At 62.8% G+C, this 21861-nt stretch carries 20 protein-coding genes and 3 tRNA genes; 8 read left to right on the top strand and 15 right to left on the bottom strand.

All coding sequences use genetic code 11. From position 1 onward, the window contains the following. Window positions 1-3: 3 nt before the first annotated feature. On the bottom strand, window positions 4-930 hold the full coding sequence (finR, locus tag OH705_RS12390; protein WP_023631043.1) for a LysR family transcriptional regulator FinR: 927 nt from the start codon (window positions 928-930) through the stop codon (window positions 4-6). A 120-nt stretch (window positions 931-1050) separates the two neighbouring features. On the opposite strand from finR, the gene fpr reads away from it, so the two are divergent. Beyond that, entirely contained in the window at window positions 1051-1830 is a 780-nt protein-coding gene (fpr, locus tag OH705_RS12395; RefSeq protein ID WP_011535180.1) for a ferredoxin-NADP reductase, read from the top strand. A gap of 78 nt (window positions 1831-1908) precedes the next feature. Here fpr and tsaA read toward each other — a convergent pair whose 3' ends face one another. The 5 genes from tsaA to rimO all read right to left on the bottom strand — a co-directional run bounded on the left by tsaA (window position 1909) and on the right by rimO (window position 5827). Further along, entirely contained in the window at window positions 1909-2601 is a 693-nt protein-coding gene (tsaA, locus tag OH705_RS12400; protein ID WP_023631042.1) for a tRNA (N6-threonylcarbamoyladenosine(37)-N6)-methyltransferase TrmO, read from the bottom strand. A 6-nt stretch (window positions 2602-2607) separates the two neighbouring features. Beyond that, the gene (locus OH705_RS12405; protein ID WP_094010097.1) at window positions 2608-3069 is read right to left on the bottom strand and encodes a DUF1456 family protein; all 462 of its coding nucleotides are present in this window, start codon (window positions 3067-3069) and stop codon (window positions 2608-2610) included. A 50-nt stretch (window positions 3070-3119) separates the two neighbouring features. Continuing rightward, complete coding sequence (locus OH705_RS12410) at window positions 3120-3830, bottom strand: rRNA pseudouridine synthase (protein WP_023631040.1); 711 nt, start codon at window positions 3828-3830, stop codon at window positions 3120-3122. 121 nt (window positions 3831-3951) lie between these two features. After that, the gene (locus OH705_RS12415; RefSeq protein ID WP_267302302.1) at window positions 3952-4410 is read right to left on the bottom strand and encodes a GNAT family N-acetyltransferase; all 459 of its coding nucleotides are present in this window, start codon (window positions 4408-4410) and stop codon (window positions 3952-3954) included. A gap of 85 nt (window positions 4411-4495) precedes the next feature. Continuing rightward, complete coding sequence (rimO, locus tag OH705_RS12420; protein ID WP_031315328.1) at window positions 4496-5827, bottom strand: 30S ribosomal protein S12 methylthiotransferase RimO; 1332 nt, start codon at window positions 5825-5827, stop codon at window positions 4496-4498. Between the two features lie 235 nt (window positions 5828-6062). Between rimO and OH705_RS12425 the strand changes: the two genes are divergently transcribed. Next, window positions 6063-7973, top strand: a complete 1911-nt coding sequence (locus OH705_RS12425; protein ID WP_267302303.1) for a potassium transporter Kup — start codon at window positions 6063-6065, stop codon at window positions 7971-7973. A gap of 102 nt (window positions 7974-8075) precedes the next feature. On the opposite strand, the gene OH705_RS12430 is transcribed toward OH705_RS12425, so the two are convergent. From OH705_RS12430 to OH705_RS12450, 5 genes are all read right to left on the bottom strand, one after another. Continuing rightward, a complete protein-coding gene (locus OH705_RS12430; RefSeq protein ID WP_038705580.1) occupies window positions 8076-9368 on the bottom strand; it encodes a virulence factor family protein in 1293 nt (430 codons plus the stop codon). After that, window positions 9368-12010 carry a bifunctional lysylphosphatidylglycerol flippase/synthetase MprF gene (mprF, locus tag OH705_RS12435; protein WP_267302304.1) on the bottom strand — a complete coding sequence of 881 codons (2643 nt, stop codon included), beginning with the start codon at window positions 12008-12010 and terminating at the stop codon, window positions 9368-9370. Before mprF ends, OH705_RS12430 begins: the two co-directional genes overlap by 1 nt. Window positions 12011-12258: 248 nt before the next feature. Continuing rightward, a tRNA-Met gene (locus OH705_RS12440) sits at window positions 12259-12335 on the bottom strand. A gap of 123 nt (window positions 12336-12458) precedes the next feature. Then, window positions 12459-12535, bottom strand: a tRNA-Met gene (locus OH705_RS12445). Between the two features lie 136 nt (window positions 12536-12671). Then, window positions 12672-12748, bottom strand: a tRNA-Met gene (locus OH705_RS12450). A gap of 210 nt (window positions 12749-12958) precedes the next feature. On the opposite strand from OH705_RS12450, the gene dinB reads away from it, so the two are divergent. Further along, a complete protein-coding gene (dinB, locus tag OH705_RS12455; protein ID WP_167335925.1) occupies window positions 12959-14017 on the top strand; it encodes a DNA polymerase IV in 1059 nt (352 codons plus the stop codon). Window positions 14018-14052: 35 nt separating this feature from the next. Here the strand turns inward: dinB and OH705_RS12460 are convergent, their stop codons facing one another. The 3 genes from OH705_RS12460 to OH705_RS12470 all read right to left on the bottom strand — a co-directional run bounded on the left by OH705_RS12460 (window position 14053) and on the right by OH705_RS12470 (window position 18204). Next, window positions 14053-15006, bottom strand: a complete 954-nt coding sequence (locus OH705_RS12460) for a hypothetical protein (RefSeq protein WP_031314425.1) — start codon at window positions 15004-15006, stop codon at window positions 14053-14055. Window positions 15007-15027: 21 nt separating this feature from the next. Then, window positions 15028-16743 carry a proline--tRNA ligase gene (locus OH705_RS12465; RefSeq protein ID WP_038705582.1) on the bottom strand — a complete coding sequence of 572 codons (1716 nt, stop codon included), beginning with the start codon at window positions 16741-16743 and terminating at the stop codon, window positions 15028-15030. 156 nt (window positions 16744-16899) lie between these two features. Beyond that, on the bottom strand, window positions 16900-18204 hold the full coding sequence (locus OH705_RS12470) for an OprD family porin (protein ID WP_094010092.1): 1305 nt from the start codon (window positions 18202-18204) through the stop codon (window positions 16900-16902). 762 nt (window positions 18205-18966) lie between these two features. Between OH705_RS12470 and OH705_RS12475 the strand changes: the two genes are divergently transcribed. Together OH705_RS12475 and OH705_RS12480 are read left to right on the top strand one after the other, a co-directional pair. Beyond that, window positions 18967-19386, top strand: coding sequence for an HIT family protein (locus tag OH705_RS12475; protein WP_110697854.1), 420 nt, complete (start codon window positions 18967-18969; stop codon window positions 19384-19386). 2 nt (window positions 19387-19388) lie between these two features. Continuing rightward, the gene (locus tag OH705_RS12480) at window positions 19389-19601 is read left to right on the top strand and encodes a SlyX family protein (protein WP_232888061.1); all 213 of its coding nucleotides are present in this window, start codon (window positions 19389-19391) and stop codon (window positions 19599-19601) included. Window positions 19602-19620: 19 nt separating this feature from the next. Here the strand turns inward: OH705_RS12480 and OH705_RS29135 are convergent, their stop codons facing one another. Further along, a complete protein-coding gene (locus OH705_RS29135; RefSeq protein WP_023628702.1) occupies window positions 19621-20214 on the bottom strand; it encodes a cold-shock protein in 594 nt (197 codons plus the stop codon). Window positions 20215-20494: 280 nt separating this feature from the next. Between OH705_RS29135 and OH705_RS12490 the strand changes: the two genes are divergently transcribed. The 3 genes from OH705_RS12490 to OH705_RS12500 all read left to right on the top strand — a co-directional run bounded on the left by OH705_RS12490 (window position 20495) and on the right by OH705_RS12500 (window position 21800). Beyond that, a complete protein-coding gene (locus OH705_RS12490) occupies window positions 20495-20968 on the top strand; it encodes a Dps family protein (protein ID WP_028690591.1) in 474 nt (157 codons plus the stop codon). 195 nt (window positions 20969-21163) lie between these two features. Then, entirely contained in the window at window positions 21164-21490 is a 327-nt protein-coding gene (locus OH705_RS12495; RefSeq protein WP_052062246.1) for a ribbon-helix-helix domain-containing protein, read from the top strand. Between the two features lie 88 nt (window positions 21491-21578). Next, a complete protein-coding gene (locus OH705_RS12500) occupies window positions 21579-21800 on the top strand; it encodes an FmdB family zinc ribbon protein (RefSeq protein WP_046856766.1) in 222 nt (73 codons plus the stop codon). Window positions 21801-21861 lie beyond the last annotated feature (61 nt).

Genomic DNA, 21861 nt, shown 5'->3' on the forward strand with positions numbered 1-21861 from the left:
CGTTCAGGCGATCGGCGGCAGCACAATCTCGTCGCTGCGCTGCACGCCAGCGGTGAAACTGCGGCACAGCTCAAGGAACTCGCGCATGGCCGAGGTCTGGTATTTCTGCTTGTGCCAGATGAAATAGAACTGCCGCGACAGGTCCAGCGCCGGTGTTTCCACCGGCACCAGGCTGCCTCGGCGAAAGGCGTCACGCAGCGCCAGACGGGAGATGCAGCCGATGCCGAGGCCCGACTCCACTGCGCGCTTGATTGCCTCGGTATGTTCCAGCTCCAGGCGGATGTTCAAGTTGGCGCGATGATGACGCATGGCCTGGTCGAAGGTCAGACGCGTGCCTGAGCCCTGTTCGCGCAGGATCCAGGCTTCATGGGACAGCTGCTCGATATCGGCATGGCCGGCCTTGGCCAGCGGATGCTGCGGCGCGCAGAACACCACCAGCTCATCCTCTACCCAGGGCTGCACCTCCAGATCGGGGTGGTTGCAGTCGCCTTCGATTAGACCCAGGTCAATTTCGTAATGGGCAACCTGTTGCACGATATGCGCAGTGTTCTGTACGTGCAGCTTGACCTGGCTTTCCGGGTGCACCTGCATGAAGCTGCCGATCAGCAAGGTGGCCAGGTAGTTGCCGATGGTCAGGGTGGCGCCGACCGCCAGCGAGCCGAACCCCGACTTGCCGTTGAGCAGGTCTTCGATTTCCTTGGCCTGGTCGAGCAGGGCCACGGCCTGGGGCAACAGTTGATGGCCCAGGGCATTGAGGCTCAGGCGTTTACCGGCACGGTCGAACAACTGGCAGCTGGACTGGCGCTCCAGTTCGGTGATCGAGGTGCTCGCTGCCGATTGCGACAAGGCCAGTACGCCCGCGGCCCTGGACACACTCTGGTGCTGGGCGACGGCGACAAAGACCTGGAGCTGACGAAGTGTGAATCGCATATCTATATAACCGATAACACATATCTTGATAATTCAGTTAACAGATATTGTCGCTGCCCCTAAACTATCGCGCAACTGCGCGTCTTGCGCGCGCCGCGTTTTCCTTCAGGAGCCCCATCGATGAGCAACATGAACCACGAACGTGTCCTCAGTGTGCACCACTGGAACGACACCCTGTTCAGCTTCAAGTGCACCCGTGATCCGGGCCTGCGCTTCGAGAACGGTCAGTTCGTGATGATCGGCCTTCAGCAGGACAGCGGCCGTCCGCTCATGCGCGCCTACTCCATCGCCTCGCCGAACTGGGAAGAACACCTGGAGTTCTTCAGCATCAAGGTGCCGGATGGTCCGTTGACCTCCCAGCTGCAGCACCTGAAGGAAGGCGACGAGATCATCATCAGCAAGAAGCCCACTGGCACCCTGGTGCTGGATGATCTGAACCCGGGCAAGCACCTGTACCTGCTGAGTACAGGCACTGGCCTGGCGCCCTTCATGAGCGTTATTCAGGACCCGGAAACTTACGAGCGCTTCGAGAAAGTGATCCTGGTACACGGCGTTCGCTACGTGAACGAAGTGGCCTACCGCGAGTTCATCACCGAGCACCTGCCGCAGAACGAATTCTTCGGTGAGTCGGTGCGCGACAAGCTGATCTACTACCCGACCGTGACCCGCGAGCCTTTCGAAAACCAGGGCCGCCTGACCGACCTGATGCGCAGCGGCAAGCTGTTCAGCGATATCGGCCTGCCACCGATCAACCCGCAGGACGACCGCGCGATGATTTGCGGTAGCCCGAGCATGCTCGATGAAACCAGTGAAGTGCTGGATAGCTTTGGCCTGAAGATCTCCCCACGCATGCGCGAGCCGGGTGATTACCTGATCGAGCGAGCGTTCGTCGAGAAGTAAAGCCAGCGGCTTGAAAGAAAAACGCAGGCTTGGCCTGCGTTTTTTTATGCCTGGCATGTGCGCCTTATCGACGCTACATCACTCCGGGGCCACCTCCAGCACCCGGATCACATCCGGTTGCGGATAATGCCATCGCACCTGCACATCCCAGAACTTCACCCCATATACCCGCTCGGGCGGCGGCACCTGGTAGGCAGGTCGTGGGTCCTGGGCCAGGCACTGTTCGATCAGCTCGACCAGCGGTTCGCCCAGGCGCAGTGCGTGGGTGTGGGCCTGAGGCAGTGCGCCCTCGCTCCATTGCACGCTGATCGGCTCCGGTGCCTCACTGGCCATCAGGTTCGAGGCCTCGGTGACGCTGTCCGCATACGGCACATAAGGCTTGATATCCAGCACCGGGGTGCCGTCCAGCAGATCGATCCCCGACAGCAGCAGGCGCCCCGGTTCGACTCCCTCCAGACGTACCACCGACTGGCCGATGCCGTTGGGCCGATGGGTAGCACGGGTGGCGAACACCCCCATGCTCTTGTTGCCGCCCAGGCGCGGTGGGCGCACCTTCAGGCGTGGCCTGTCTTCCAATGCCTGGTGGAACAGGAACAGCAACCACACATGGCTGACCTGTTCCAGGCCTTCGACGGCATCGCCCTGGTCAAAGGGCGGCAGCAGCTCAAGCACGCCACGGGCGGCCGGCGCCAGCTGGGGCTGGCGCGGGATGGCGAACTTCTCCTTGAAACAGGAGCGAACGATGCCGACCGGCGAGACGGTATGCTGCATCTTGGCTCAGCCGCGCACGCGAAGGGTCAGGCCCTTGAGGAAGTTGCGCAGCAACTGGTCGCCGCAGGGGCGATAGTTGTCATGGCCGACCTTGCGGAACAGCGCACTCAGCTCCGGTTTGGACACCGGGAAGTCGACGGACTTGAGCACCGCGTGCAGGTCGTCCTCCTTCAGCTCGAAGGCCACCCGCAGCTTCTTGAGCACGGTGTTGTTGGTCACCGGCACTTCGATCGGCTGCGGCGGGCGGCTGTCGTCGCGGCCTCGACGGTGAATCACCAGGCCGTCGAGGAAGTGCGCCATGACCTTTTCCGGGCAACGCACGAAGCCGGGTTCCTCTTCCTTTTTTACATAGGTGGCGATGGCCTCGACGGAAACCTCGAGGCCCGAGAGCTTGATGATCTCGGCCATTTTCTGGTCGTTGGCCTTGAGCATGTAGCGCAGGCTGCGCAGTACATCGTTGTGGTTCATTGCAGCGAATCCTGTTCTGTTGCCGCGTCAGTCATTGCGCGGCGGTAATGCTAGAAGCGTTCTGTAGCGGCCACGTAGCGCCACTGGCCCAGCGGCAGCTTGCCCATCGACACCCCACCAAGGCGGATGCGGCGCATCGCCAGCACCTTGAGGCCGGCGGTTTCGCAAAGCTGTTCGATCAAGCCCGGTTGTGGGTTCTTCAGCACGATGCGCAAGTGTTGCTCGTTCTGCCAGCTGGCCTTGGCCTTCGGCAGTTCGACACCCTTGCGCTCCACGCCACGGGCCAGGCGCTCGAGGGCGCCGGGTTTGGCTTCACCACTGACCTGGACGATGTATTCCTGCTCCATGCGGCGCAGGTCGGCCTCGAGCTTGCGGGTTACCCGCCAGTCCTGGGTGAACAGCTGCAGGCCACTGGCGCCGGGCAGCAGCGGGACGATGCAGGCCTGTCGGGCGAAATGTCCATGCAACGGACGCACGCCCTCGCGGTGCGCTTCGCTGAGGCTGGCCATGCTGATGCTGGCCAGGGCGCTTGCGCTGTTTTGGCCGGCCTGCTGGTTGAGCAGCAGGGTGACCGGTTCGAGTGAATCGGCACGAGCGCCCGGCAGCAGCTCGACCTGCTGTTCGGTGATTTTGAACTGGGGTTGTTCGACCACCACGCCGTCGACCGTGACCCAGCCACCCTCGATGTACAGTTCGGCCTCGCGGCGGGAGCAGCCAAGCTGTTCGATGAGGCGTTTGGAGAGACGAATGGGTTCGGACATGGACACGGGCATCACGCGGTAGGGAAAGCCTTCATTGTACCTGCCTGGGCGAGGTAGCGGCTGCAAATCGATGTCATTTGCGCCATTTCGGAGCGGGGTAGTGGTTTCCTGAGCTTGCGTACTAGGACGTTGTACGAACAAGCCTCATATGTAGTAGGGGATAGGGCTGCCCTAGGCCGTCGGTTTCCGAGCGGCCATAGATCTCGAAGCCTTCATGCAGGTAGAAACCCAGGGCTTGCGGGTTCTGTTCGTTGACGTCCAGGCGCTCGGCGTTCAATTCGTGCACCGCGTGGCGCAGCAGGCGCCGCCCGATGCCCTGGCCACGGTGTTCGGGCGCGACGAAGAGCATGTCGACCCGGCCGTTGGCCACCCCGGCAAAGCCGAGGATGTGCCGCTTGCTGTCCTTGCAGCAGACCAGCATCACGGCATCCAGATACTTGCGCAGCACGTGCTCGCGTAGCAGCAGGATGTAGCCCTCGGGCAGGAAGTCGTGGGTGGCCCGCACCGACGCCTCCCACACCCGGACCAGCTCGGGGTAATCGCTCAGATGAGGTGTGTGCAGCGTGATGGTGGGCGACATCCTGTGATCCTCGGAGCCATTGAGGAAAACATAGATGCAAAAAAATACCCCGCCAGCTGGCGGGGTATTTTCAGGCAGGTTTCGCTCAGATGGGCTCGGCCCACATGTCGTACTCGTCGGCGTCGACGATGCGGCAGCGGACCTTGTCGCCCGGCTTGAAGCCGTGGTCGCCGTCGATGAACACGCTGCCGTCGATCTCCGGCGCGTCGAAGAAGCTGCGGCCCACCGAGCCCTGCTCCTCGACCTCGTCGATCAATACCTCGATTTCCTTGCCGATACGCAGTTGCAGGCGAGCAGTGCTGATGGCCTGCTGGTGGGCCATGAAGCGGTCCCAGCGATCCTGCTTGACGTCGTCCGGCACCTCTTCCAGGCCCAGGTCGTTGGCCGGGGCGCCTTCGACCGGCGAGTACTGGAAGCAGCCGACGCGGTCGAGCTGGGCTTCGGTCAGCCAGTCGAGCAGGTACTGGAAGTCTTCCTCGGTTTCGCCGGGGAAGCCGACGATGAAGGTCGAGCGGATCACCAGCTCAGGGCACTGTTCGCGCCAGTTCTTGATGCGCGCCAGGGTGCGGTCTTCGAAGGCCGGGCGCTTCATCGACTTGAGCACCTTGGGGCTGGCGTGCTGGAACGGGATGTCCAGGTACGGCAGGATCTTGCCGGCGGCCATCAGCGGAATCACGTCGTCGACGTTCGGGTACGGGTAGACATAGTGCAGACGCACCCAGGCACCCAGGCTGCTCAGCGCCTCGCACAGCTCGAGCATGCGGGTCTTGACCGGGCGGCCGTTCCAGAAGTCGGTCTTGTACTTGACGTCCACGCCGTAGGCGCTGGTGTCCTGGGAGATCACCAGGATCTCCTTGACGCCGGCCTTGACCAGGCGCTCGGCTTCGCTCAGGACTTCGCCGACCGGGCGGCTGACCAGCTTGCCGCGCATCGACGGGATGATGCAGAAGCTGCAGCTGTGGTTGCAGCCTTCGGAAATCTTCAGGTAGGCGTAGTGACGCGGGGTCAGCTTGACGCCCTGGGGCGGCACGAGGTCGATCAGCGGGTTGTGGTCCTGGCGCGGTGGCACCACTTCGTGCACGGCATTGACCACCTGCTCGTACTGCTGCGGGCCGGTGACCGACAGCACGCTGGGGTGCACGTCACGGATGCTGCCTTCCTCGACACCCATGCAGCCGGTGACGATGACCTTGCCGTTTTCCTTGATGGCTTCGCCGATCACTTCCAGCGACTCGGCCTTGGCGCTGTCGATGAAGCCGCAGGTGTTGACCACCACCACGTCGGCATCCTCGTAGGTAGGCACGACTTCATAGCCTTCCATGCGCAGCTGGGTCAGGATGCGCTCGGAATCGACCAGGGCCTTGGGGCAACCCAGGGAGACGAAGCCGACCTTTGGGGTGGCGGGAGTGGTGGACATGGCTAACCTCGGTATTGAATACAGGTCGCCCTGCCGGTAACGGGGGCGATCCTGGCGGGCGTTTTCGGCGCCTCTGATCAAAAAGTGCGCAATTCTAGCGAGCACTAGATCGCTTTACCAGCAGAAATACGACGAACGCTGCGCTATGCTTCGCGCCGTTGCGCCGGGGTATCCGGTAGGGCCCGGCGCGGGTAGGCATTCAACCGGTCTAACAGGCCGTCTGCGGGAGTGGTCGATGGTTCAGGCAAGCAGTCATGCCGAAGGCGGGCACGCGGGGAAGCAGGGAGCGGCACGACCGCTGGGCCTGCTCGTGGCGGCCGTTGGGGTGGTTTATGGCGATATCGGCACCAGCCCGCTGTACACCCTCAAAGAGGTCTTTACCGGCGGTTATGGCGTACAGGTCAACCATGACGGGGTGCTGGGCATCCTGTCGTTGATCCTCTGGTCGCTGCTGTGGGTGGTTTCGTTCAAGTACGTGATGTTCATCCTGCGTGCCGACAACCAGGGCGAGGGCGGCACCATGGCCCTGACCGCGCTGGCGCGGCGGGCCACGGCGCAGTATCCGCGGCTGCGCATGCTGATGGTCGGCTGCGGCCTGATCGGCGCCTCGCTGTTCTACGGCGACAGCATGATCACCCCGGCGGTGTCGGTGCTGTCGGCGGTGGAGGGCATGGGCCTGGCGTTCGAGGGTATCGATCACTGGGTGGTGCCGATTGCGCTGGTGGTGCTGGTGGCGCTGTTTCTGGTGCAGAAGCACGGCACGGAAAAGATCGGCAAGGCCTTCGGCCCGATCATGGTCGCCTGGTTCCTGGTGCTGGCAGCGCTGGGCGTGCATGGGATCTCGCAGAGTCCGGAGGTGCTGAAGGCGTTCAATCCGGGCTGGGCCTTGAATTTCTTCATCGTCCACCCCGGCATGGGCGTGGCCATTCTTGGTGCGGTGGTGCTGGCGCTGACCGGTGCCGAGGCGCTGTACGCCGATATGGGCCACTTCGGCCGCAAACCTATTGCCCGCGCCTGGTTCGCCCTGGTGCTGCCGGCGCTGGTGCTCAACTACTTCGGCCAGGGCGCCATGCTGTTGCAGAACCCCGAGGCGGCACGCAACCCGTTCTACCTGCTGGCGCCATCCTGGGCGTTGCTGCCGCTGGTGGGCCTGGCGACGATGGCCACGGTGATCGCCTCCCAGGCGGTGATTTCGGGGGCCTTCTCGCTGACTCGCCAGGCCATCCAGCTGGGCTATGTGCCACGCATGCAGATCCAGCACACCTCCAGCGACGAGCAGGGGCAGATCTATATCGGCGCGGTGAACTGGGCGTTGATGGTCGGCGTGGTGCTGCTGGTGATCGGCTTCGAGTCCTCCGGCGCCCTGGCGGCGGCCTACGGCGTGGCAGTGACCGGCACCATGCTGATGACCACCATCCTGGTCTCGGCGGTCATGCTGCTGCTGTGGAAGTGGCCGCCGGTGTTGGCGGTACCGCTGCTGCTGGGCTTCCTGTTCGTCGACGGGCTGTTCTTCGCCGCCAACGTGCCGAAGATCGTGCAGGGCGGCGCTTTCCCGGTACTGGCGGGTTTCGTGCTGTTCGTGTTGATGAGTACCTGGAAGCGTGGCAAGCAGATCCTGGTCGAGCGCATCGATGAAGGCGCGTTGCCGTTGCCGCTGTTCATCAGCAGCATCCGCGTGCAGCCGCCGCATCGGGTCGAGGGCACTGCGGTGTTCCTGACCGCGCGCTCCGATGCCGTTCCCCACGCGCTGCTGCACAACATGCTGCATAACCAGGTGCTGCACAGCCAGGTGGTGCTGCTGACGGTGGTCAGCGAGGACCGGCCGCGGGTGCCGGAGCATGAGCGTTTCGAGGTGGAGGCCTATGGTGACGGGTTCTTCCGGGTGCTGCTGCACTTTGGCTTCATGGACGAACCGGACGTACCGGCGGCGCTGAAGTTATGTCACCTGGATGAGCTGGACTTCAGCCCGATGCGCACCACCTATTTCCTCAGCCGGGAGACGGTGATCGCCTCGCGCCTGGAGGGGATGTCGCGCTGGCGCGGGAACCTGTTCGCGTTCCTGCTGAAGAATGCCAACGGCAACCTGCGGTTCTTCAACCTGCCACTCAATCGGGTGATCGAGTTGGGGACGCAGGTCGAGATCTGATGGCACAAACAACGCGGGGCAAGCCCGCTCCCACAAGGCTTGTGTGATCCTTGTGGGAGCGGGCTTGCCCCGCGATGGGCCGTAAAGCGGCCCCTTTCCCTATCATTTCTCAGCGACGTTGGCCTTTCCCTGGCGGGTCTCGATCTCACCGATCAGACGCTTGGCCAGCGCCGGGTAGTTTTCGTCGAAGTGGTGGCCGCCAGGCAGTTTCATGCGCTCACCCACGGCGGTCTTGTCGGTGCAGCCGCTCTCGTCAGTCTCTTCCACGCCATAGATGCACACCACCTTCGCCGCCGGCAACCTGGCCATCTCCGGCCCGGTTGGGGCTTCCTGGCCCTCCTTGCCGAGCCAGCCCTCCACCTCGATCTCGAAACTGCCACTGCGGGCGAACGCCAGCAGGATCACCGCATCGATGCGCTTCTGGTCGTCTGCGGACAGGCGGTTATAGATAGCCGGCAGCACGTCGGCGCCGAACGAGTAGCCGGTCAGCACGAAACGCTTGGTACCCCATTTCTGGCGGTAGTGCTGCATCAGCTCGGAGAGATCGGCGGCGCTTTGCTCCGGGGTCTTGTGCTGCCAGTAATAGCGCAGGGTGTCGATGCCGACCACCGGGTAGCCAAGCTTGGCCATCTCGCCCGCTACATCGCGGTCCAGGTCGCGCCAGCCGCCGTCGCCGGAAAGGAACAGGGTGACGGTGTCGGTGGTCTGCCCGGCCGGGACTTCCACCACCGGGATGGCCAGGGCGTTGCCATCGTGACCGACCAGGGCCTGGGTCAACTGCGCCTTGAGTACCTGGGGCAGGTGGATGTCGTAGTCGGCGATGCTGGTCTCGGCGTTGGCCTGGTCGCGCACGAAGGCGGCGCTGGCGTCATCCGGGTTGTCGTTCCAGGCCACATTCCAGTGGCCATGGGCGGCGGACTTGGGCAAGGCGGCCTGGCAGCCGGGCTGCTCGACGGTGAAATCCACCGAGATGGCTCGTGCCTTGTCGTCGCCTTGCGCGGCCAGCCAGCGCCAGGCCTGGGCGGCGCCTGGGCCGATACCGGCAACCAGGGTCGGTTTGTCGGCCAGTCGAGCGAGGGCCTGGTCCATCGCGGCCTGCTGCTTGGCGCAGTCGGCCGGCGGCAGGACCACCTGCACCAGCTGGGCCTCGCCGGCCTGGCTGAGGTCGAGCAGTTGCTTGTCGGTCAGGGCCTGGTCCTGGGGCACGCCGATGGCCACCCGGGCCTTGGCATGCACGCCGGGAGTGGCGCGGGTCAGGGCGCTGCCGTCGTCGAGCGTGAGGTGCTCCAGACGTGCCTCGGGGGCCGGGCGGGTCCACAGCCAGAAGGCCGCGCCACCGGCCAGCACGGCCAGCAACAGGGGAATCAGTACGTACAGCCAATAGCGTCGGATCATCAACGTTTCACCAATCCAGTCAGGCCGCCAGCGATCAGGGCGGCGGTGTCAGCCAGTGCCACCAACGGGTCGAGCCCGGCTGGCACGGCCATGTAGCGGGGTTCCCAGTCCGGCTGGAACTTGTCCTTGAAGCGCCGCAGGCCCTGGAAGTTGTAGAGCTGTTCGCCGCGCTGGAACACCATCGAGCCCAGGCGCTGGGTCAAGGGGGCGCCACGCCGCGGCTGCAAGCCTGAAAGGGGGACCATGCCCAGGCTGAAGCGGCCGTAGTCGTGGCTTTTGTAGTGCAGGATCAGACCGACCATCATGAACTCCATGGTCAGCTTCGGAGCTTCCGGATGCGCGCGCATCAGGTCGAGGCTGGCCAGCTCGTTGCTGTGGGTCTCCAGCAGGTTGGCGAAGGCCACCGGGCGGCCCTGAAAGCGGATCAGCGCGATACGGAAATGCTGCAGGTACTCGGGGCTGAAGCGGCCGAGGGAGAAACCTTTTTCGCGCACGTTCTTGCCGCTCAGCCAAGCGTCGGAGATCTCCTTGAGTGCCTCCAGCGGGGCGTGACCAGGCTCATGGATCTCCAGGGCCAGGCCGTCGCGGCCGCCGCGGTTCCAGGTGTAGCGCAGGTCCTTCATCTCCTTGCCCTTGGCATCGATATCGAAGCGGCGCAGGTCGACCCGCGCTTCCTCGCCGAGCTTGATCGCGGTCAGGCCGATGTCCATGTAGAAAGGCAGGTTCTCCGCACGCACCTGGTAGAACACCGGGCGGGCATGGTGCAGGTCGCACAGGTCGCGGAACTGCCAGATCATTTCGGCGCGTTCCTGGGCCGGGCCGATCGGGTCGTACAGGGCTACCAGGCTGCGGCCGCGACGGGCATACATCAGGAAGGCGTTGTCGTTGGGGTGGAACAGCAGCGCCTTGTCACCGGTCAGGGCCAGCCCGCCATCGGGCTGGTCGGAGGCGAGCAGGATGCGATTGGCGCGCTGCAGCTCGTCTTCGCTGGGCAGATGGATCACGGGCCGGGCGGTGCGCAGCAGCCAGGTCAGGGCGACGATCACCAGCAGCACGGCGCTGCCCAGCGCGGCGCGCAAGCCCCGCGGCGCATCGGCATCAAGGGTGAACTGCCACCACAGCTTGTGGGTGTAGGGCACGTCCTGGTAGGCGAACAGCAGCAGCCATACCGAGGCGCCGACCACGCAGGCGCTGGCCACCAGGTACACCGGCGAGAACGGCAGCTCCAGCAGACGGCTGGGACGGTAGAACGAGCGGCGGAACAGGGCGAGCAGGGCAGCGGTGAAGCACATCAGGCTGGCTTCTTCCCAGTCGAAGCCCTTGAGCAGCGACAGCACCGCGCCCACCAGCAGCAGCACGGTGGTCAGCAGCCAGGCAGCCGACAGGCGCCGGCGCAGGCCCTGGGCGAGCAGCAGGCAGAGCACGCCGATCAGGCTGGCGCCGAAGTGCGAGGCATCGATCAGGCGGTGTGGGATCAGGAAGCCCATGTGCTCCAGACGGCTGTCGATCTCCGGGGTAGCGCCGGAGAACAGCAGCACCACGCCGGAAAGGAACACCAGGATCGCCAGCACCGGCGCGGCCAGGCCCGAGGCTGCGCGGATCGCCTGCTGGGCGACCATCAGCCGACGGGCTTCGTTGGCCAGCAGCAGTACGCAGGCCACGAGCAACGGCAGCACCACGTAGATCAGCCGGTACAGCAGCAGGGCGGCCGCCAGTGGCGCCGCGCCCAGCTGGTTGGCGAACGCGGCCAGCAGGATCGCCTCGAACACCCCGACGCCACCCGGCACGTGGCTCAGCACCCCGGCGGCGAGGGCAAGCAGGTAGACCAACACGAACGCGCCAAAGGGTGGGGCTTCAGGCAGCATCAAATAAAGCACGGTGGCCGCGGCGGCGACATCCAGGGCGGTGATCAGCAGTTGCAACGCAGTCAGGCGCGCGCCTGGCAGGCGCAGGGTGCGGCGCCCGAACTGCACCAGCAGGTTGTCGGCCAGCGGCTGCTCAGGCAGGCGACGGCGGTACAGGCCCATGACCAGGGCGACCGCCGCGACCAGCACGGCGACGGCGATCCCGCCCAGCAGCGGTGCAGGCAAGCGCAGCGCCGTTGCCGCTGCCGGCAGGTCGCTCAGGGTGGCCAGTGCCGCCAGCGGCGGCAGCGCGCAGCCCAGCGAAAGGCTGGCGAACACCGTCATGCGCGCGACCTCTGCGGCGCCCAAACCTTGACGGGCATAGAGGCGATAACGCACCGAGCCACCCGACAGCATCGACAGGCCTATCGCGTTGCCAATGGCGAAGGCGCTGAAACCCCCGAGCACCAGGGTGCGGGGTGGTAGTTGCACGGCGGCATAGCGGCTGGCCGACCATTCGTAACCGAGCAGGATCACGAAGCCGGCCAACGTTGCCAGCAGCGCGCCGAGCAGCGACTGGGTCGGTACGCTGAGCATCGCATCATGCAGGGCGTAGATATCCAGTTCGCTCAACAGATGGCGGCAGGCAATCAGGCCCATGGCGAACAACAGCAATGTCAGCGCCAAACCCAGCGGCTGACGGTACTTGCTCAGTCGTTCCAGCCAGGGCAAGCGCTGCGCCGCCGCCGGCAAGGCCGTGGTCAACGGTGCCTGGGGCTCGGGAGTGGGGGCGGTCATGGAGTGCCTCGTGCGCAGCGCGCGAGGTGAAGGCAAGGTGCGGCCAAGTGAAAGTCCCTTTGGAAAAACGTATCCGAATATTACTCCGCGCCAGCGGCTTAATCTGTTTCAGGATAGTTAAAGATAGTTCATTCAGCCGTCTACAAGGGCTGGAACCAGGGCTTGGCGAGGAGGAATCGAAAGGGTAGGGGCTGAATGCAACAAACCCCGCACTGTCTTGCGACAGGCGGGGTTTGTTCTGACGAATATGGTTGCGGGAGCCGGATTTGAACCGACGACCTTCGGGTTATGAGCCCGACGAGCTACCAGGCTGCTCCATCCCGCGTCAGAGGGGCGCATTCTACGCATTTGCCATGGCTTGTCAAGGCTTGATATGACTTTGGTTGCGATTGGAAAACTGCGGCCAATAAAAAAGGCCACTGCGTGAACAGTGGCCTTTTCTTGAATCTGGTTGCGGGAGCCGGATTTGAACCGACGACCTTCGGGTTATGAGCCCGACGAGCTACCAGGCTGCTCCATCCCGCGCCTGTGGAATCGAATTCTACGGATTTCCCAACCGCTGTCAAGCGTTACTACTTGATTTTTCGTGGGTTTTTCTTTCGGTGTGAATATAGAGGCAATAAAAAAGGCCACTGTATGAACAGTGGCCTTTTCTTGAATCTGGTTGCGGGAGCCGGATTTGAACCGACGACCTTCGGGTTATGAGCCCGACGAGCTACCAGGCTGCTCCATCCCGCGCCTGTGAGATCGAATTCTACGGATTTTCCCTTGCCTGTCAAGCATTTCCTCAAGAAAAACCTTTTTCGTTCAAACCCTTAGCGTGCCAGATCGCGCCGCAGCGCAGTGGCGACGGGGCTTGCAGGCCGATTGTCCGGTCCAGGCTGTCTCGTCCGTTGGCCGTACGGTAATATCTGTATGAATTTACAGTAGTGGCTGTCATCCATGTCCTTGCGCAAGATCATCCACATTGATTGTGACTGCTTCTACGCCGCCATCGAGATGCGCGATGACCCGCGCCTGGTCGGTCGCCCTATGGCGGTGGGTGGGCAGCCAGGTCAGCGTGGCGTGATCGCCACCTGCAACTACGAGGCGCGCGCCTATGGCGTGCGTTCGGCGATGGCATCGGGGCATGCCATGAAACTGTGCCCCGACCTGGAAATCGTCAAGCCGCGTTTCGAGGCTTACCGTGAGGCGTCCCGCGAGATTCACGCGATCTTCCGGGACTACACCGAGCTGATCGAACCGCTGTCGCTGGACGAGGCTTACCTGGATGTCAGTGACAGCCAATGGTTTGCCGGCAGCGCTACGCGGATTGCCGAGGACATTCGTCGTCGGGTCGCCCAACAACTGCATATTACGGTGTCCGCAGGCGTGGCGCCGAACAAGTTCCTGGCCAAGATCGCCAGCGATTGGCGCAAGCCCAATGGGTTGTTCGTCATTACCCCTGACCAAGTGGAGGAATTTGTCGCGGCTTTGCCGGTTGCCCGCTTGCATGGCGTTGGCAAGGTGACGGCGGATAAGCTTTCGCGATTGGGGATCGATACTTGCCTGTCATTGCGCGACTGGTCGAGGCTGGCGCTGGTGCGCGAATTTGGCAGCTTCGGCGAGCGCTTGTGGGGGCTGGCGCGAGGGATCGACGAGCGTGCGGTGCACAACGACAGTCGGCGGCAGTCGGTTAGTGTCGAGAACACCTACGACCATGACTTGCCTGACCTGAGCAGTTGCCTGGAGAAGCTGCCTGACCTGCTCGCCAGTCTGAATGAGCGGATTGCGCGCATGGATAGCAGCTATCGGCCCGACAAGCCTTTCGTCAAGGTCAAGTTCCATGACTTCAGCCAGACCACGCTGGAGCAGGCGGGGGCGGGGCGAGACCTGGAGAGCTACCGGCAGTTGCTCAGCCAGGCGTTTGCCCGAGGTGGCAAGCCGGTGCGGTTGCTGGGAGTAGGGGTGAGGCTGCGGGACCTGCGTGGGGCGCTTGAGCAGTTGGAGTTGTTTCGGGACATATAAAGAAGAAGGGGCCGCACAAGCGGCCCCTTCTCGTTTTACTGCACGCCCGGATCGGCAACCAGTCGCCCGGTGGCCTTTGTCAGTGCCTGCAGAAACTCCTGCTGCAGCTCAGGATCGTTGCGCGTCAGTTCGATCAGGCTCTGTTCGAGTTCGCTGGCCTCTTCTTCCAGGCCCAGTTCCGACAGGCGCTTGACCCGATGTACCCACTGGCCGACATCGTCGTCCTCGAGGTCATCGAAAATCAGCTCGTGGGCCTCGAGCAACTTGCCACGCAAATTGCCGCTGACCAGCAAGCTGGCATCGCCTCGTACCTGGTTTTCCTCATCCACCACCTGCAGGTGCAGGGTGCCGATATGGTTGAGGTTCTGCTCGGAGAACGGGCTGTCGAGCAGGTTCAGGCGCAGTACGCCATGCTTGTCGGTGGTCAGCTCGTGGGTCATCTTGCCCGCCTTGACTTCGACCAGGCGCTCGTTCCACGGCAGGCTGATGGACTCTTCGCGCTTGCCCTTCTCGACTTCGTCGATGCCCGCCAGGTTCTGCTGGGCACGGCCGTTGGACGGTACGTTCATGAACGGGTTGACGCCCGCCACGCCATAGCTGAGCCAGTCGTGGGTGATGCTGTCCGGCAGGTTGCCCAAAGCGAACACATTGGCCACGTTGGCGCTGATGCCCGCCACCACAGCCACCGCGCCCAGCGGGATCTCGTAGATCTCCCGCCAGGGTTGGTAAGGGGTGTAGCGGTCGTAGCGGCGGGTGACTTCGAACTCGGTGACTTCGAAACGCTTGAGCTCATGAATGCGCACGCGCCGCTGCGGAAGCTCCATCACCTTCGGCTCGCCGACATCGATCTGCAGACTGTGCTCGAGCAGTTTGCGCTCGACGCGCTCCTCATGATCGCTGCGCTGGGACATCTGGTTGGCGCAGCCGCCGAGGAGCAGGGCGCCGCACAGTGCGGCGCCCCCCAGGGTGTAGGTACTTCGCTTGGACATGATCACTCGCGTAACGGGTTATCAGCGGCGGATGCGGGCCTGCAGGAAGGTCAGCACTTCATTGAGCGGCAGTGCCTGGGCCTCCGACTCGGTGCGGTGCTTGTACTCCAGGTTTCCATCGGCCAGGCCGCGGTCGCTGACGACGATGCGGTGTGGGATGCCGATCAGCTCCATGTCGGCGAACTTGATGCCGGGGCTGGTCTTCTTGTCGCGGTCGTCCAGCAGGACTTCGAAACCTGCGGCGGTCAGTTCGGCGTAAAGCTTGTCGGTAGCCTCACGGACCACATCGGTTTCGTAGCGCAGCGGCACCAGGGCGATCTGGAACGGGGCCAGGGCGTCATTCCAGATGATGCCCTTGTCGTCGTGGTTTTGCTCGATGGCGGCGGCGACCACGCGGGACACGCCGATGCCGTAGCAACCCATCGACAGGACTACAGGCTTGCCGTTCTCACCCAGTACCTGGCACTTGAGTGCTTCGCTGTACTTGGTGCCGAGCTGGAAGATGTGGCCGACTTCGATGCCGCGCTTGATCACCAGGGTACCCTGGCCGTCCGGGCTCGGGTCGCCCTCGACCACGTTGCGCAGGTCAGCGACCTGTGGAACCGGCAGGTCGCGTTCCCAGTTCACGCCGAAGTAGTGCTTGTCGTCGATGTTGGCGCCGATGCCGAAGTCGCTCATCAGGGCGACCGAGCGGTCGATGATGCACTCCAGCGGCAGGTTCAGCGGGCCGAGGGAGCCTGCGCCGGCACCGATGGCGGCACGCAGCTCGGCGTCGGTGGCCATCACCAGCGGGTCGGCGACCTGCTCCAGCTTGGTGGCCTTGATTTCGTTGAGCTCGTGGTCGCCACGGACGATCAGCGCGACCAGCTTGCCTTCCTCGGCACCGTGCACGATCAGGGTTTTTACGGTTTTCTCGATCGCCAGGCCGAAGTTTTCCACCAGTTGCGCGATGGTCTTGGCGTTCGGGGTGTCGACCAGGCGCAACTCTTCAGTCGGCGCCGGGCGCACGGTTTCGCGGGGAATGGCTTCGGCTTTCTCGATGTTGGCGGCGTAATCGGAGCTGTCGCTGAAGATCACGTCGTCTTCACCGGAGGAGGCGAGCACGTGGAATTCGTGGGAGTAGCTGCCACCGATCGAACCGGTGTCGGCCTGCACCGGACGGAAGTCCAGGCCCAGGCGGGTGAAGATGTTGGAGTACGCCAGGTGCATGCGGTCGTAGGTTTCCTGCAGGGAAGCCTGGTCGGCATGGAAGGAGTAGGCGTCCTTCATGATGAACTCGCGGCCGCGCATCAGGCCGAAGCGCGGACGGATCTCGTCGCGGAACTTGGTCTGGATCTGGAACATGTTCAGCGGCAGCTGCTTGTAGCTGGACAGCTCGTTGCGCGCAAGGTCGGTAATGACCTCTTCGTGGGTCGGGCCGACGCAGAATTCGCGCTGGTGGCGGTCTTTCAGGCGCAGCAGCTCGGGGCCGTACTGCTCCCAGCGGCCGGATTCCTGCCACAGTTCAGCCGGCTGGATGCTCGGCATCAGCACCTCGAGGGCGCCGGCGGCGGTCATTTCCTCGCGTACCACGGCTTCGACCTTGCGCATTACCCGCAGGCCCATTGGCAACCAGGTGTACAGGCCGGAGGCCAGCTTGCGGATCATGCCGGCACGCAGCATGAGCTGGTGGCTGATGACCACTGCATCGGCCGGGGTTTCTTTCTGGGTGGCGAGCAAATATTGACTGGTGCGCATGGTGAGCCGTGTCGATTGCCTGAATGTGAAATGACCCCGCATTGTACGGGGGCGAAACGAAAGCGTACAGAATGCAGCACTGGCGCGGTTCTGTCAGCCAAGAAAAAGCCCGGCGATCGCCGGGCTTCTTCATCTTGGGGCGTCGCAAACCTGGGTTTACAGGATGCTCAGTGGGTACTCGACGATCAGGCGCAGTTCGTCCAGCGAGTTGGAGTAGACCGCGTCGGAGGAACGATAGGTAGCCTGGCGGACACGGAAGCTCAGATCCTTGGCCGGGCCTTCCTGCAGGACGTACTTGATGTCCACGTCGCGTTCCCATTCCTTGCCGTCGTTGGTGTCGGCAGTGTGGGCGCCGGTGCCGCGGACGTAGCGGGTCATGAAGGTCAGGCCTGGTACGCCGAACTCGGCGAAGTTCAGGTCGTAGCGGACCTGCCAGGATTTTTCGCCTTCGGCGTTGAAGTCCGAACGGGCTACCGAGTTGGCCAGGAAGATACTGCCGCCACCGTCGATGCCATAGGCATATTCGCCATCACCGGTGACTTTCTGGTAAGCCAGGGTAAAGGTGTGGGCACCGATATTGTACGCACCGGAGAAGCTGTAGGCGCGGTTGTCGAGTTTGTCGCCGTCGGCGGTGGCGCGGTACAGGTTGTCGCCTTCGCCTTTGGTGTCATAGATGTTGAAGTCGAACACCAGGCCTTGCTTGTCCGAGATCGGCAATGCCCAGTTGACATTGGCGTAGTACTTGCGCCAGTAGTCTTCGACCTTGGAGTAATAGAGGCTGGTCGACAGGCTGTCGGTGAAGGCGTAGGAGCCACCGAAGACGTCTGCTTCCTTCAGGCCGCGGCGACCCAGACCGTCACTGATACTGTCGCGGTCGGTTTCCGCTTGGGCTCTCATGCTCTTGAAGCGGCCGGCATGCAGGGTCAGGCCTTTGATTTCATTGCTGGTGAGCAATGCGCCTTGCGCGGTTTCGGGCAGCAGGCGGCTGTCATCGGTGGCGAACACCGGCAGGGCGGTAAATTGGTCGCCGACCTTCAGGACGGTGTCGGAAATACGGAATTTAACGGCGGCGCCACCCTTGGAGTAGTCATCCTGGGAGCGCTGGTCGGATCCGGTAGGGAATAGGCCGGTGCCCGAGTAGCCGCGGCCGCTGTCAAGCTTGATGCCCAGCAGGCCGATGGCGTCGACGCCTACACCCACGGTGCCTTGGGTGAAGCCCGACTCGAAGGTGCCGATGAAGCCTTGACCCCATTCGCGCTGGTCGTGGCGCAGGCCGGCGAGTTTGTTGCCGGCCGACTCGGTGTTGCGATAGTCACGGCTGAAGTACAGGTTACGCATCTTGACGTTCAGCTTGCTGTCTTCGACGAAACCTTTCGACTCATCCTGCGAAGAGGCGACAGCCATCTGCGAAGTCCCTGCCGCTACGGCCAGGGCGATCATGCTCCACTTCATCACGCGCATCGTGATTTGCTCCTTTGGTTTTTAGGAAGAGTACCGCCGCACCCAAGTGTTTTAGTTATAGGGCCGGCTCTTTCTTGTTATGTCGGCGAAAATGTATATCACGCGGACTATTCTTGGCGATATGGGCAGAAACAACCTATCGGTAACTTTATGGCCATGTCGCTGTCAGTTGTCTCCATGTCGCAAATCACGCCCGTTTTATAGAGGCGTACAACGCCAGCGCTGTCTCGAAACCGTCATGTTTGTATAAATACAAAGTACGGCTTGTGAAACTCCCTGGTTTATCCGATGCCGCTGTTGTTATTTGTCGCATTCACCCTGCAGTGCAGGTAGCGTGCCGACTTGGCGTGTAACGAATGCAACAAGCATGCTCAAAATCACGAACCTTTGATGAAATTTTCACAAAGACCCTGCCTGTAGCCGGAAAACCTCCGAAAACACGGGCTGCGACCGCTTCGGTGGCAGTTCACGGTGGTCTCTGGCGTATGTGTGTGAAGCTGCCTTCCAAGTCAAGGTGTTACCGACGATTGTTTATCCTGGCTGTTTTATGTGACGGATGTGTGGTGGAGGTCTGACGAGCGGCATCATTTTGGTGCGAAAAGTAGCGCTGTGTTACCGAAGCGGGGCGTCGATGTTGTCATTCGCGTGCTACAAATGGTTCGAATCGGCGTCGGCGGGTGTGGCAGATGCCGAAGCAGAGTATCCTTGCGCCCCTGTGCCCGGCCGGTTGGAAGGGCTGTATCGCTAGTAAGGAGGTTTGCCGTGTTCACTCTCGATTCGCGTCTGCAGGAGGATTCCCTGGTATTGGGCGACCTGCCGCTGTGCCGCCTGCTGCTGAGCAAGGATGCCAACTACCCGTGGTTCATCCTGGTGCCGCGTCGCGCCGATATCACTGAAGTGTTCGAGCTCGAGGAAGCGGATCAGCAGCAGTTGTGGGTCGAGACGAGCGCCCTGGCCGAGGCGTTGAAGGATGCCTTTGCCGCCGACAAGATGAACGTCGCAGCCCTGGGCAATGTGGTCAGCCAGCTGCATATGCATGTGATCGTGCGCCACCGTGGTGATGCCGCCTGGCCCGCCCCGGTCTGGGGCAAGGTGGCGGCCATCGGCTACACCCAGGAGCAGCTCGACGGTATTCGCCAGCAAGTGCGTGCGCTGCTGGGTGAGAGCTTCAAGGAGGCTTGAGGATGTCGCAGGAACTGGAAATGCGCATGATCGAGCTGGAGACCCGCCAGGCGTTTCAGGATGACAGCTTGCAAGCGCTAAATGATGTGATTGTCGAGCAGAGTCGAGTGATCGAACGCCTGCAATTGCAGGTGGCGGAGCTGATCAAACGCTACGAGGAGATGGCTGGCCAGCAAGGCGGCGGGGAAGAAGAAGCGCCGCCGCCTCACTATTGAGCACGGCGGCGGCACGGGTTCAGCGGCGCGCGACGGCGACCACGTCTTCGGCCTGCAGGCCTTTGTCGCGGTGCATCACCGAGAACTCCACGCGCTGGCCTTCGACCAGCACCCGGTGGCCCTCGCCGCGGATGGCGCGAAAGTGCACGAAGATATCGTCACCGGAGTCGCGGGAGATGAACCCGAAGCCCTTGGAGGTGTTGAACCACTTCACTGTGCCGGTATCGCGCTGGCCGGCCTCCGTGGGATTACCCTGGCTGGCGCGGGCCTTTCGCGTGCCGCGAACGAAGCCAGCCACCAGGTGCAGCACGCTGGCGAGGAAGGCACAGGCCAGTGCTGGCAGGTTGCCAAGCTCCGGCCGGGCCAGCAGGGTGAGGGTCTGCAGGACCACGGCCACGACCAGCAGGATGCTGGTGGCGTGTTGCAGCTGCTGGCGCATGCCTTTGTAGTACTGTGGCAGTACCGGGGCAATCACCAGGTTGAGCAGGCCGAGCAGCGCCAGGTAGACGGCCTCGGGTTGCTGCAGGAAGGGTGTTGCGTCAGTTTTCAAGGTGGGTATGAGCGATAGCAGCAAAGCCGCCACGCCCGTCACCAGATGGACGATCTTGAACATTGGGTTTGGCTCACGTTGATAAGGCCGATCACAGGATGAGCTGGTCGCACGGTGCGCGTGAACTGTAGGCGCGAAAACGTGAGGGGCCAGCCTATGCACCCGGCACTGACAATCCGCACGGGTGGCACACTGCCTATTTAACAGCAAAGGCGGGGGCTTCTCAAACCGATTGGCGCCGACGGCTGTCAGTGCAGCCTTGTGCCGCATGCGCCGGTAACCAACTCTTGTTAGAGTGTTTGCTGCCCGCTTGATGATCAAGCCTTATGGAAAGGGGAGCTTCATGGCAATCGATATCGGTATCAGTGAAGAAGATCGCAAGTCCATCGTCGATGGCTTGTCCCGCCTGTTGTCGGATACCTATGTGTTGTATCTGAAAACCCACAACTTCCATTGGAACGTCACCGGTCCGTCGTTCCGCACCCTGCACCTGATGTTCGAGGAGCAATACAACGAGCTTGCCCTGGCGGTCGATTCGATCGCCGAGCGTATCCGTGCCCTGGGCTTCCCGGCGCCGGGTTCCTATGCCTTTTATGCCCGCCACTCTTCGATCAAGGAAGAGGAGGGCGTACCGCCTGCCGAAGAGATGATCCGCCAGCTGGTGCAGGGCCAGGAGGCCGTGGTGCGTACCGCTCGCAGCATCTTCCCGGTGGTGGACAAGGTCAGCGACGAGCCGACCGCCGACCTGCTGACCCAGCGCATGCAGGTGCACGAAAAAACGGCATGGATGCTGCGCGTCCTGCTCGACGGGAATTGATTACCGCTTGACCGTCGTTTGACCCAGCCAAGCCAGGCCCGATGCCTTCACAGGTATCGGGCCTGCGCGTTTGCGGGGAAGGCTTTGCCGCTGCTATCGGCATGATCGGGTGGCGCTTCATGAAACACATGGATCCGTTCGCAAGGCGGGCGGGGTGTGGTTTCGAGATGATGGAGCGGTGCGGTGGACAATCCGATGCGTGGTATCGACGGCAATGCGAGGCACAGGCAGGGTGCGGGCAGCCCCCGGGTCGATCCGTTCAGGCGGGACTTCGACATGGCGCAGGCGGGGCCTGTGTCACGCTCGGTGCGGCTCAACGGTTTCGCCACCTGCCTGCGTCTGGAGGTGGTGTACTGGCGCATCCTGGAGCGCATCGCCCAGGCCAACCGCTGTTCGGTGAGCGCGGTGCTGTCCTATGTGGACCGCGAGGTGCACCTGCGCCATGGCGGGGTAAGGAATTTCAGTGGGTTGGTCCGGGTGATCTGCGTCACCTGGTTGCAGGAGGGGCGGGACGTACACTGATCGCCGGGCTGCACAGCACTCCTTAACCATATATAATCCCGCTCTTTGCTGCCTTGGGCAGCGTGCGATGTGGTTGACGAGAGACGCCATGCCCCTTTACGACTATCAATGTGCATCCTGCGAACACCGCATGGAGGTGTTGCAGAAGATCAGTGCCGCGCCGCTGACCGATTGCCCGGCATGCCAGGCGCCGGCATTGAAGAAGCAGCTGTCGGTCCCCGGCTTCCGCCTGAGCGGCAACGGCTGGTACGAGACCGACTTCAAGACCGGGGCAAAAAAGAATCTGGCAGGCGGCGACAAGGCCGACTGAGTTGAATTGCACCGACCAGGTCTTGCAGTATTAGCCCCTTGGGCGGCCAAGACCTCCACCG

Source organism: Pseudomonas sp. BJa3 (assembly GCF_026343815.1).
GTDB lineage: Bacteria > Pseudomonadota > Gammaproteobacteria > Pseudomonadales > Pseudomonadaceae > Aquipseudomonas > Aquipseudomonas soli.

Bases quoted from the DNA above. Each gene is read 5' to 3' on its own strand.
- OH705_RS12465 (WP_038705582.1), bottom strand. From the start codon at position 16,743: ATGCGCACCAGTCAATATTTGCTCGCCACCCAGAAAGAAACCCCGGCC.
- OH705_RS12425 (WP_267302303.1), top strand. From the start codon at position 6,063: ATGGTTCAGGCAAGCAGTCATGCCGAAGGCGGGCACGCGGGGAAGCAG.
- OH705_RS29135 (WP_023628702.1), bottom strand. From the start codon at position 20,214: ATGTTCAAGATCGTCCATCTGGTGACGGGCGTGGCGGCTTTGCTGCTA.
- OH705_RS12410 (WP_023631040.1), bottom strand. From the start codon at position 3,830: ATGTCCGAACCCATTCGTCTCTCCAAACGCCTCATCGAACAGCTTGGC.
- OH705_RS12490 (WP_028690591.1), top strand. From the start codon at position 20,495: ATGGCAATCGATATCGGTATCAGTGAAGAAGATCGCAAGTCCATCGTC.
- OH705_RS12480 (WP_232888061.1), top strand. From the start codon at position 19,389: ATGTCGCAGGAACTGGAAATGCGCATGATCGAGCTGGAGACCCGCCAG.
- rimO (WP_031315328.1), bottom strand. From the start codon at position 5,827: ATGTCCACCACTCCCGCCACCCCAAAGGTCGGCTTCGTCTCCCTGGGT.
- OH705_RS12430 (WP_038705580.1), bottom strand. From the start codon at position 9,368: ATGATCCGACGCTATTGGCTGTACGTACTGATTCCCCTGTTGCTGGCC.
- OH705_RS12470 (WP_094010092.1), bottom strand. From the start codon at position 18,204: ATGCGCGTGATGAAGTGGAGCATGATCGCCCTGGCCGTAGCGGCAGGG.
- OH705_RS12405 (WP_094010097.1), bottom strand. From the start codon at position 3,069: ATGAACCACAACGATGTACTGCGCAGCCTGCGCTACATGCTCAAGGCC.
- tsaA (WP_023631042.1), bottom strand. From the start codon at position 2,601: ATGCAGCATACCGTCTCGCCGGTCGGCATCGTTCGCTCCTGTTTCAAG.
- OH705_RS12495 (WP_052062246.1), top strand. From the start codon at position 21,164: ATGCGTGGTATCGACGGCAATGCGAGGCACAGGCAGGGTGCGGGCAGC.
- fpr (WP_011535180.1), top strand. From the start codon at position 1,051: ATGAGCAACATGAACCACGAACGTGTCCTCAGTGTGCACCACTGGAAC.
- OH705_RS12460 (WP_031314425.1), bottom strand. From the start codon at position 15,006: ATGTCCAAGCGAAGTACCTACACCCTGGGGGGCGCCGCACTGTGCGGC.
- OH705_RS12415 (WP_267302302.1), bottom strand. From the start codon at position 4,410: ATGTCGCCCACCATCACGCTGCACACACCTCATCTGAGCGATTACCCC.
- finR (WP_023631043.1), bottom strand. From the start codon at position 930: ATGCGATTCACACTTCGTCAGCTCCAGGTCTTTGTCGCCGTCGCCCAG.
- mprF (WP_267302304.1), bottom strand. From the start codon at position 12,010: ATGACCGCCCCCACTCCCGAGCCCCAGGCACCGTTGACCACGGCCTTG.
- OH705_RS12500 (WP_046856766.1), top strand. From the start codon at position 21,579: ATGCCCCTTTACGACTATCAATGTGCATCCTGCGAACACCGCATGGAG.